9 protein-coding genes and 3 tRNA genes are annotated in these 9,616 nt (G+C 63.8%); all 12 read left to right on the plus strand.

What is annotated here, in order from left to right:
- Positions 1-19: 19 nt before the first annotated feature.
- Positions 20-874: a tRNA pseudouridine(38-40) synthase TruA gene (gene truA / locus E2H86_RS25070; RefSeq protein ID WP_133332191.1), complete on the plus strand. Its 855-nt coding sequence runs from the start codon at positions 20-22 to the stop codon at positions 872-874.
- A gap of 60 nt (positions 875-934) precedes the next feature.
- A complete protein-coding gene (locus E2H86_RS25075; protein ID WP_133332192.1) occupies positions 935-1,555 on the plus strand; it encodes a phosphoribosylanthranilate isomerase in 621 nt (206 codons plus the stop codon).
- A gap of 222 nt (positions 1,556-1,777) precedes the next feature.
- Positions 1,778-2,671 carry an acetyl-CoA carboxylase, carboxyltransferase subunit beta gene (gene accD, locus E2H86_RS25080; protein WP_133332193.1) on the plus strand — a complete coding sequence of 298 codons (894 nt, stop codon included), beginning with the start codon at positions 1,778-1,780 and terminating at the stop codon, positions 2,669-2,671.
- On the plus strand, positions 2,671-3,987 hold the full coding sequence (gene folC, locus E2H86_RS25085) for a bifunctional tetrahydrofolate synthase/dihydrofolate synthase (protein WP_133332194.1): 1,317 nt from the start codon (positions 2,671-2,673) through the stop codon (positions 3,985-3,987). The genes accD and folC overlap by 1 nt, the downstream gene beginning before the upstream one ends.
- On the plus strand, positions 3,971-4,648 hold the full coding sequence (locus E2H86_RS25090) for an SPOR domain-containing protein (RefSeq protein WP_133332195.1): 678 nt from the start codon (positions 3,971-3,973) through the stop codon (positions 4,646-4,648). Before folC ends, E2H86_RS25090 begins: the two co-directional genes overlap by 17 nt.
- Before the next feature lie 134 nt (positions 4,649-4,782).
- Positions 4,783-5,337, plus strand: coding sequence for a CvpA family protein (locus E2H86_RS25095; RefSeq protein WP_133332196.1), 555 nt, complete (start codon positions 4,783-4,785; stop codon positions 5,335-5,337).
- A 42-nt stretch (positions 5,338-5,379) separates the two neighbouring features.
- Positions 5,380-6,885 carry an amidophosphoribosyltransferase gene (purF, locus tag E2H86_RS25100; protein ID WP_133332197.1) on the plus strand — a complete coding sequence of 502 codons (1,506 nt, stop codon included), beginning with the start codon at positions 5,380-5,382 and terminating at the stop codon, positions 6,883-6,885.
- A 16-nt stretch (positions 6,886-6,901) separates the two neighbouring features.
- Positions 6,902-8,113, plus strand: coding sequence for an O-succinylhomoserine sulfhydrylase (locus tag E2H86_RS25105; RefSeq protein ID WP_133332198.1), 1,212 nt, complete (start codon positions 6,902-6,904; stop codon positions 8,111-8,113).
- Entirely contained in the window at positions 8,113-8,883 is a 771-nt protein-coding gene (locus E2H86_RS25110; protein WP_165976120.1) for an SDR family oxidoreductase, read from the plus strand. Before E2H86_RS25105 ends, E2H86_RS25110 begins: the two co-directional genes overlap by 1 nt.
- Positions 8,884-9,207: 324 nt before the next feature.
- Positions 9,208-9,283: transfer RNA gene (locus E2H86_RS25115), tRNA-Val, on the plus strand.
- Between the two features lie 78 nt (positions 9,284-9,361).
- A tRNA-Asp gene (locus E2H86_RS25120) sits at positions 9,362-9,438 on the plus strand.
- A gap of 102 nt (positions 9,439-9,540) precedes the next feature.
- Positions 9,541-9,614: transfer RNA gene (locus E2H86_RS25125), tRNA-Asp, on the plus strand.
- Positions 9,615-9,616: the final 2 nt, after the last annotated feature.

Genomic DNA, 9,616 nt, shown 5'->3' on the forward strand with positions numbered 1-9,616 from the left:
ATCCACAGGTTTCAGGTTCTTGGACATCATCGACACCGCCGCCTCAGAATCGGCCGCCGAAGGCTTCACCCGCATCGCCCTGGGGGTGGAATACAAGGGATCGCGCTACCGTGGCTGGCAACGCCAGGCCAGCGGCGTTCCCAGTGTGCAACAGGCCCTCGAGCAGGCCTTGTCGAAGGTCGCCAACGAACCCATCGCCGTGGTCTGTGCCGGTCGAACCGATGCCGGTGTCCACGGCTGCGGTCAGGTGGTGCATTTCGATACCCGGGCCCAGCGCGATGAACGCGCCTGGACCCTGGGCAGCAATTTCAACCTGCCTCACGACATCAGCGTGGTCTGGGCGCGGCCGATGCCCGCCGATTTCCATGCGCGTTTCAAGGCAACCGCGCGGCGCTACCGTTACGTCATCTACAACGATCCGATCCGTCCGGCGCACCTGGCCGAAGAAGTCACCTGGAACCATCGTCCGCTGGACGTCGAGCGCATGGCCGAGGCGGCCCAGTACCTGCTCGGTACCCATGACTTCAGTGCCTTTCGTGCGAGCCAGTGCCAGGCCAAGTCGCCGATCAAGCACATCCATCACCTGCGGGTCACCCGCCACGGTCGCATGATCGTGCTCGACGTGCGCGCCACCGCGTTTCTCCACCACATGGTGCGTAACATCGCCGGGGTGCTGATGACCATCGGCGCCGGCGAGCGGCCGGCCAGTTGGGCGCGTGAGGTGCTCGAGGGGCGCAATCGCCGCGAGGGCGGCGTGACGGCGCATCCTTATGGTCTGTACCTGGTGCAGGTGGAGTACCCGGAAAGCTTCGAGCTGCCGAGTCGTTACATTGGTCCACATTTTCTCAGCGGCTATGAAAGCCTGGTCGACTGACGGCGCCTGGGGCATTTGCTAAGATCCGGCCTTTGACCACGCATTCAGGGTTTGCAGTCCATGAGCAACGTGCGCAGCAAGATTTGCGGAATCACCCGCATCGAAGACGCCCTGGCCGCGGCCGATGCCGGAGCCGATGCCATCGGCTTCGTCTTCTATGCCAAGAGCCCGCGGGCCGTTGACGTGCGCCAGGCGCGGGCGATCATCGCCGAGTTGCCGCCGTTCGTGACCACTGTGGGTCTGTTCGTCAATGCCTCGCGTTGCGAGCTCAACGAGATTCTCGAAGTGGTGCCGCTGGACCTGCTACAGTTCCACGGCGACGAAACCCCCGCCGATTGCGAAGGCTTCCATCGCCCCTGGATCAAGGCCTTGCGGGTGCGTCCCGGAGACGACCTCGAGGCAGCCTGCCAGCTGTATGGCGGTGCCCAGGGCGTGTTGCTGGATACCTACGTGGCCGGTGTGCCGGGCGGTACCGGCGAGGCGTTCGACTGGTCGCTGGTGCCGGCTGGCCTGAGCAAGCCGGTGATCCTTGCCGGTGGCCTGTCGGCAGGCAACGTCGGCCAGGCCATCGCCCAGGTGCGGCCGTATGCCGTGGATGTCAGCGGCGGTGTGGAGCAGAGCAAGGGCATCAAGGATGCCGCGAAGATCGATGCATTCATCCGTGCGGTGAAGCAGGCGTGAGGGCAGATGTGACGGCTGGCGGCGCGCCATCGTCCATAGCTATCGCAGCCCTGCGGGGCAGTCGCCGGTACGCCGTGCGGCACAGAACACCATTGACGACGACGCGGTACGCAGGCAGCCCCTGCGATTGGGTCGTCATCGTTTGATAGAAGAATTTGAGCTCAAGGGTAGGGCATGGCCGGCCAGACCGGTCCCCGCCCGCCGATACTGGAGAAAGAAAGCATGAGCAACTGGTTGGTCGACAAACTGATTCCATCGATCATGCGTTCCGAGGTGAAGAAGAGCTCGGTGCCAGAAGGCCTGTGGCACAAGTGCCCAGCCTGCGAAGCCGTGCTGTATCGTCCGGAGCTGGAAAAGACCCTGGATGTCTGCCCCAAGTGCAACCACCACATGCGCATCGGCGCACGTGCCCGCATCGACATCTTCCTGGATGCCGAAGGCCGTGCCGAGCTGGGTGCCGATCTCGAGCCGGTGGACCGTCTGAAATTCCGAGACGGCAAGAAGTACAAGGACCGCCTGGTCGCCGCGCAGAAACAGACGGGTGAGAAAGACGCCCTGATCTCCATGAGCGGCACCCTGATGGGCATGCCGATCGTCGTCAGTGCCTTCGAGTTTTCCTTCATGGGTGGTTCGATGGGTGCCGTGGTCGGCGAGCGTTTCGTCCGTGCTGCCAACTACGCGCTGGAAAACCGCTGCCCGATGATCTGCTTCTCGGCCTCCGGCGGCGCTCGTATGCAGGAAGCGCTGATCTCGCTGATGCAGATGGCCAAGACTTCGGCCGTGCTGGCGCGCCTGCGCGAAGAGGGCATTCCGTTCATCTCCGTGCTGACCGACCCGGTCTATGGCGGCGTTTCCGCCAGTCTGGCGATGCTCGGCGACGTCATCGTCGGTGAGCCGAAGGCGCTGATCGGCTTCGCCGGCCCGCGCGTGATCGAGCAGACCGTGCGTGAAAAACTGCCGGAAGGCTTCCAGCGCAGCGAGTTCCTCCTTGAGCATGGCGCCATCGACCTGATCATCTCCCGCGGTGAGCTGCGTCCACGTCTGGCCCGCCTGTTGGCGCAGATGACCGGCCAACCAACGCCTGAGCAGGCGCGCGAGGCGGCTGCGGTCGCGTGATGACAGAGCACAGCCCACGTACGCTCGGCGAGTGGCTCGCCTATCTCGAGCAGTTGCACCCGTCGGCCATCGACATGGGGCTGGAGCGATCGCAACAGGTGCTTGCCCGGCTGGCGCTGGGCAAGCTTGCGCCGCGCGTGATCACCGTGACCGGTACCAATGGCAAGGGCTCGACCTGCGCCTTCGTCGCCTCGATGCTGCGCGCGCAGGGCCTCAAAGTCGGCGTCTACAGCTCGCCGCACCTGCTGCGCTACAACGAGCGGGTGCTTGTCGACGGCCACGAGGCCAGCGATGAGCGCCTGTGCGAAGCGTTTGCCGCCGTCGAGGCGGCGCGTGGCGAGATTTCCCTGACCTACTTCGAAATGGGCACCCTGGCGGCGTTCTGGCTGTTCGAGCGGGCCGGGCTCGATGCCGTCGTACTCGAAGTCGGTTTGGGCGGGCGCCTGGATACTGTGAACGTGATCGATGCCGACCTGGCGTTGGTGACCAGTGTCGGCGTCGATCATGTCGATTACCTGGGGGATACCCGCGAATCGGTCGCCTTCGAGAAGGCCGGGATCTTCCGCCCAGGCAAACCAGCCCTGTGCGGCGACCTCGATCCACCCCAGCCACTGTTGGACAAGGCCGCCGAACTGGCGGCGCCGTTGTTCCTGCGTGGTCGTGATTTCGATCTGGCCAGCACCGACGAACACTGGCAATGGCGTGGGGTAGGGGGTGATGGCGCGGTGGTCGAACTGCATGACCTGCCGTTGCTCGATCTGCCGATGGAAAACGCCGCCCTGGCCCTGCAGGCCTATCTGTTGATGGGGCTTCCATGGGACGTGGGGCAGTTGCGCCAGGCGTTGCTCGATACCCGCATCACAGGTCGCCTTGACCGGCGTACTGTTCGCTGGCAGGGCAAGGCCGTGCAGTTGCTGCTGGATGTCGGGCACAACCCGCATGCTGCCGACTACCTGGCTCGTCGCCTCGCTGCCCGTCCTCTGAAGGGGCGTCGCCTGGCCGTGTTCGGGCTGCTGGCCGACAAGGACCTGGACGGTGTACTCGCGCCGCTGCATGGCTTGGTCGATGACTGGGCAGTAGCACCGCTGGACACCCCCCGTAGTCGGCCCGGTGGCGAACTGGCCAAGGCCTTGACGAACCTCGGCGCGGCGGTGAAGTCTTATGCCAGTGTCGACGCAGCGCTGGAAGGGCAGTGCGCGCAAGCAACCGAGGATGACCAGATCCTGCTGTTCGGTTCGTTTTTCTGTGTCGCCGAGGCATTGCAATGGCTCGAGCGGCAGGCCGCGGAGGGTGGAGTAGATGGCAGTGCTGGATAAAGGGATGAAACAGCGCATGGTCGGTGCGTTGGTGCTGGTGGCACTGGCGGTGATTTTCCTGCCGATGCTGTTCACCCGCGAGGATGAGATGCGCCAGGTGCAGGTCCAGGCACCGGAAGCGCCGGCCATGCCGAGCCTGCCTGAAGTCAAGGTGGAGGAGGTGGCGGTGCCTGAGCCGCAGCCAGTGCCGGATCCTGTGCAGGAGCAGCCCCAGGAGGCGCCTGTGGTGGTCGATGAATCCTCGGCGCAGCCAACCACGCCGAGCCAGCCGATCACCCCCTCGCAGCAGACCCAGGCGCAATCCCAGCCACAGCCGAAGGCGCAGACTCCGCTGCCGACCCCGGCTGCCGCTGCCAAGCCGGCCACCGCGACAGCTCCGGCGGCTGCGGCCACCGCACCCTCGAAGATCGACGCCAATGGCCTGCCGGTGAGTTGGTCCATTCAGTTGGCCAGCCTGTCCAACCGCGCCGGTGCCGACAACCTGCAGAAAACCCTGCGAAGCCAAGGCTACAACGCTTACATCCGCTCGGTCGGCGGCATGAATCGAGTGTACGTCGGACCTCTGATCGAACGCGCCGAGGCCGAACGCCTGCGTGATGTGATCAATCGCCAGCAGAATCTCAAGGGCTTCGTCGTCCGCTTCCAGCCCGAACGAGGCTGAGTCTTCAGCGCCGCTTCGTAGCCATTTGCGGGCTTGCCCGCGAATGGTCCCCCCATAATCGATCTGACATTCCGCTTACCCACAGCCCGCCGCTCTGGTAAAATGCGCCGCCTCAAACGTCTACAGGCAGCACCGTGGCATTTACCCTGGTTGATTGGGCGATCATCGCGATCATCGCCGTTTCCACACTGATCAGTCTCAAGCGCGGTTTCGTCAAGGAAGCCTTGTCCCTGCTCATCTGGATCATTGCCGGCGCCGTTGCCTGGATGTTCGGCGGCTCGCTCTCGGTGTACCTTGAAAGCTATATCCAGACGCCGTCGATGCGCACCATTGCCGGTTGCGCCATTCTTTTCGTCGCCACCCTGCTGGTGGGGGCCATGCTCAATTTTCTCATCGGCGAGCTGATTCGGGTGACCGGGTTGTCCGGCACGGATCGCTTCCTCGGCATGGCCTTCGGCGCCGCGCGCGGGGCGTTGCTGGTGGTGGTGGCAGTGGGCCTGCTCAGCCTGGGCCCGGTGCAACAGGACAGCTGGTGGCAGGAGTCTCGCCTGATACCACAATTTCTATTGGTAGCCGACTGGTCGAAAAACCTCATCCTGGGGTTCACCAGCCAGTGGTCCAGTGGGGCGATCAGCACTCCGGCTGATCTTCCGTTCAAGGAACAGTTGCTCGGGCCAGCCCGGCCTTGAGCGCTTTTCACTCAAGTTTCATCAAAGTAGGGGTTGCGTCGCATGTGTGGCATCGTCGGTATCGTCGGTAAGTCGAACGTCAATCAGGCGCTGTATGACGCGCTTACGGTCCTCCAGCACCGCGGCCAGGACGCTGCCGGTATCGTGACCAGCCACGACGGCCGGTTGTTCCTGCGCAAGGATAATGGCCTGGTGCGCGATGTCTTCCAGCAGCGCCACATGCAGCGCCTGGTCGGCCACATGGGTATCGGCCACGTGCGCTACCCGACCGCGGGCAGCTCGACCTCGGCCGAGGCCCAGCCGTTCTACGTCAACTCGCCGTACGGCATCACCCTGGCGCACAACGGCAACCTGACCAACGTCGAACAGTTGGCCAAGGAGATCTACGAGTCCGACCTGCGCCACGTCAACACCAATTCCGACTCCGAAGTGCTGCTCAACGTGTTCGCCCACGAGCTGGCCGTGCGCGGCAAGCTGCAGCCGACTGAGGAAGACGTGTTCGCTGCCGTGTCCCACGTCCACAGCCGCTGCGTGGGCGGCTATGCGGTCGTGGCGATGGTTACCGGCTACGGCATCGTCGGTTTCCGTGACCCCAACGGCATCCGCCCGGTGGTATTCGGTCAGCGCCACACCGACGAAGGCGTGGAATACATGATCGCCTCCGAGAGCGTCGCCCTCGACGTCCTCGGCTTCACCCTGATCCGTGACCTGGCGCCGGGCGAAGCGGTGTACATCACCGAGGAAGGCCAGCTGTACACCAAGCAGTGCGCCGAAAACCCGACCCTGCAGCCGTGCATCTTCGAGCACGTCTACCTGGCCCGTCCGGACTCGATCATGGACGGTGTGTCGGTGTACAAGGCGCGCCTGCGCATGGGTGAGAAGCTCGCCGAGAAGATCCAGCGCGAGCGCCCGGACCATGACATCGACGTGGTCATCCCGATTCCGGACACCAGCCGCACCGCAGCCCTGGAACTGGCCAACCACCTGGGTGTGAAGTTCCGCGAAGGCTTCGTCAAGAACCGTTACATCGGCCGTACCTTCATCATGCCCGGCCAGGCCGCGCGCAAGAAGTCGGTGCGCCAGAAACTCAACGCCATCGAGCTGGAGTTCCGCGGCAAGAACGTCATGCTGGTCGACGACTCGATCGTGCGCGGCACTACCTGCAAGCAGATCATCCAGATGGCCCGCGAAGCTGGCGCCAAGAACGTCTACTTCTGCTCCGCAGCCCCTGCGGTGCGCTACCCCAACGTCTACGGCATCGACATGCCGAGCGCTCACGAACTGATCGCCCACAACCGCACCACCGAACAGGTGGCCGAGTTGATCGGCGCCGACTGGCTGGTCTACCAGGACCTGCCGGACCTGATCGAATCGGTCGGTGGCGGCAAGATCAAGATCGAGCACTTCGATTGCGCGGTGTTCAACGGTGAATACGTCACCGGCGACATCGACGAAGCCTACCTCGATCGCATCGAGCAGGCCCGTAACGACCTGGCCAAGGTCAAGAACCAGGCGGTCAGCGCGATCATCGACCTCTACAACAACTGATTTAGGGAGCGACGGCATGACGGATCAATGGGATGCCGGGCGACTGGACAGTGACCTCGAGGGTGTCGGCTTCGACACCCTGGCGGTGCGTGCCGGTCAGTACCGTTCACCGGAGGCCGAACACAGCGAAGCGCTGTTCCTGACCTCCAGCTATGTGTTCCGCACCGCAGCCGACGCCGCGGCGCGCTTCGCTGGCGAAACACCGGGCAATGTCTATTCGCGCTACACCAACCCGTCGGTGCGGGCCTTCGAAGAGCGTCTGGCGGCCATGGAAGGCGCAGAGCAGGCCGTGGCGACTTCCACCGGCATGGCAGCGCTGCTCGCCGTGGTGATGTCGCTGTGCAGCGCTGGCGATCACGTGCTGGTGTCGCAGAGCGTCTTCGGCTCGACCATCAGCCTGTTCGAGAAGTACTTCAAGCGCTTTGGCGTGCAAGTGGACTACGTGCCGTTGGCCGACCTGGCCGGCTGGGAAAAGGCCATCAAGGCCAATACCAAGCTGCTGATCGTCGAGTCGCCATCCAACCCGCTGGCCGAGCTGGTCGATATTGCCGCATTGAGCGAAATCGCCCATGCCCGGGGTGCCATGCTGGTGGTCGACAACTGCTTCAGCACCCCGGCGTTGCAACAGCCGCTCAAGCTCGGCGCCGATATTGTGTTCCACTCGGCCACCAAGTTCATCGACGGCCAAGGTCGTTGCATGGGCGGCGTGGTAGCTGGGCGTGCCGAGCAGATGAAAGAAGTGGTGGGTTTCCTGCGTACTGCCGGTCCGACCCTCAGCCCGTTCAACGCCTGGATCTTCACCAAGGGCCTGGAAACCCTCAAGCTGCGCATGCGTGCCCACTGCGAGAGCGCCCAGGCGCTGGCCGAGTGGCTGGAGCAGCAGGAAGGCGTGGAGAAAGTGCACTATGCCGGCCTGCCGAGCCACCCGCAGCACGAACTGGCCAAGCGCCAGATGAGCGGTTTCGGCGCGGTGGTGAGCTTCGAGGTCAAGGGTGGCAAAGAGGGCGCCTGGCGCGTCATCGACGCCACGCGGATGATCTCGATCACCACCAACTTGGGTGACAGCAAGACTACCATCGCCCATCCGGCCACCACCTCCCACGGTCGTCTGTCGCCCCAGGAGCGTGAAGCGGCTGGCATTCGCGACAGCCTGATCCGCGTCGCCGTCGGTCTGGAAGACGTGGCTGACCTGCAGGCAGACCTGGCGCGTGGCTTGGCTGCTTTGTGATGGAACTCAAAGGTGGCGGGCCGGGCCATAACGGCCGGGTAGCGCTGGTGACCGGTGCCGCGCGCGGCATCGGCCTGGGTATCGCCGCCTGGCTGATCTGCGAAGGTTGGCAGGTGGTGCTCAGCGACCTGGATCGCCCGCGCGGAGCCAAGGTGGCCAAGGCGCTGGGCGACAACGCCTGGTTCGTCAGTATGGACGTCGCAGATGAAGCGCAGGTCAGTGCCGGGGTGTCCGAGGTGCTCGGTCAGTTCGGTCGCCTGGACGCGCTGGTATGCAATGCAGCCATTGCCAACCCGCACAACCATACCCTCGAGAGCCTGAGCCTGGGGCAATGGAACCGGGTGTTGGCGGTCAACCTCAGTGGTCCGATGCTGCTGGCCAAGCACTGTGCGCCGTATCTGCGTGCGCACAGTGGCGCCATCGTCAACCTGACCTCGACCCGTGCCCGCCAATCCGAGCCGGATACTGAAGCCTATGCAGCGAGCAAGGGCGGCCTGGTGGCCTTGACCCATGCCTTGGCCATGAGCCTTGGCCCGGAGATCCGGGTCAACGCGGTGAGCCCGGGCTGGATTGATGCCCGCGATCCTTCGCAGCGGCGGGCCGAGCCATTGACCGAGGCCGACCATGCCCAGCATCCGGCGGGCAGGGTAGGGACCGTGGAGGATGTCGCGGCCATGGTCGCCTGGTTGCTGTCGCGTCAGTCGGGGTTCGTGACCGGGCAGGAGTTCGTGGTCGACGGCGGTATGACCCGCAAGATGATCTACAGCTGAGAAAGGGACCGAAAGGTCCCTTTTTAATGCTTTACGGAATGTTGGGAAAGAGAGGCGGTGATGGGTTTAGCGGCATTTGGGGGGGCACCAGGTGCTTGTCTTGAGGGTTGAGGTGGCGCTCGATCTCACAGGCGCTGCATCTCCCGAACGAACATCCCAGCCCCCAGCCCCCACCAATCCGCGAAGCCCCCTTTTTTCTCCACAACGCTTTTCCATCTTTTTCGCCGTTTTTGAAAAAAAATCCAATGGGGGTATTGACTTAGCTTCGGCACCTGCGTAAATTTCGCGGCCTCAGCGAAGCAAACGCAACAAGCAACACTGCGAGGGTGATTAGCTCAGCCGGGAGAGCATCTGCCTTACAAGCAGAGGGTCGGCGGTTCGATCCCGTCATCACCCACCACTTCCTGAGATGTTCCTGACCCGGGACGCTTCGAAAGAAGCCTCCTAACAGAGAGGAACGGGACGCAAGTCCATATGCGCAGCGGTAGTTCAGTCGGTTAGAATACCGGCCTGTCACGCCGGGGGTCGCGGGTTCGAGTCCCGTCCGCTGCGCCACTTTTTTAGTACCGGATGGGTGCCTTGCGCCGGTCCGAGACCAAATGGCAACAATGCCTGAGGTCGATCCCAGTTTCAATCGGGCGCAAGCCTGAACGATACGCAGCGGTAGTTCAGTCGGTTAGAATACCGGCCTGTCACGCCGGGGGTCGCGGGTTCGAGTCCCGTCCGCTGCGCC

It is taken from the genome of Pseudomonas putida (genome assembly GCF_004357765.1).
In the GTDB taxonomy this organism is placed as follows: Bacteria; Pseudomonadota; Gammaproteobacteria; order Pseudomonadales; family Pseudomonadaceae; genus Aquipseudomonas; species Aquipseudomonas putida_U.

Bases quoted from the DNA above. Each gene is read 5' to 3' on its own strand.
- accD (WP_133332193.1), top strand. From the start codon at position 1,778: ATGAGCAACTGGTTGGTCGACAAACTGATTCCATCGATCATGCGTTCC.
- folC (WP_133332194.1), top strand. From the start codon at position 2,671: ATGACAGAGCACAGCCCACGTACGCTCGGCGAGTGGCTCGCCTATCTC.
- purF (WP_133332197.1), top strand. From the start codon at position 5,380: ATGTGTGGCATCGTCGGTATCGTCGGTAAGTCGAACGTCAATCAGGCG.
- E2H86_RS25105 (WP_133332198.1), top strand. From the start codon at position 6,902: ATGACGGATCAATGGGATGCCGGGCGACTGGACAGTGACCTCGAGGGT.
- E2H86_RS25110 (WP_165976120.1), top strand. From the start codon at position 8,113: ATGGAACTCAAAGGTGGCGGGCCGGGCCATAACGGCCGGGTAGCGCTG.
- E2H86_RS25075 (WP_133332192.1), top strand. From the start codon at position 935: ATGAGCAACGTGCGCAGCAAGATTTGCGGAATCACCCGCATCGAAGAC.
- E2H86_RS25090 (WP_133332195.1), top strand. From the start codon at position 3,971: ATGGCAGTGCTGGATAAAGGGATGAAACAGCGCATGGTCGGTGCGTTG.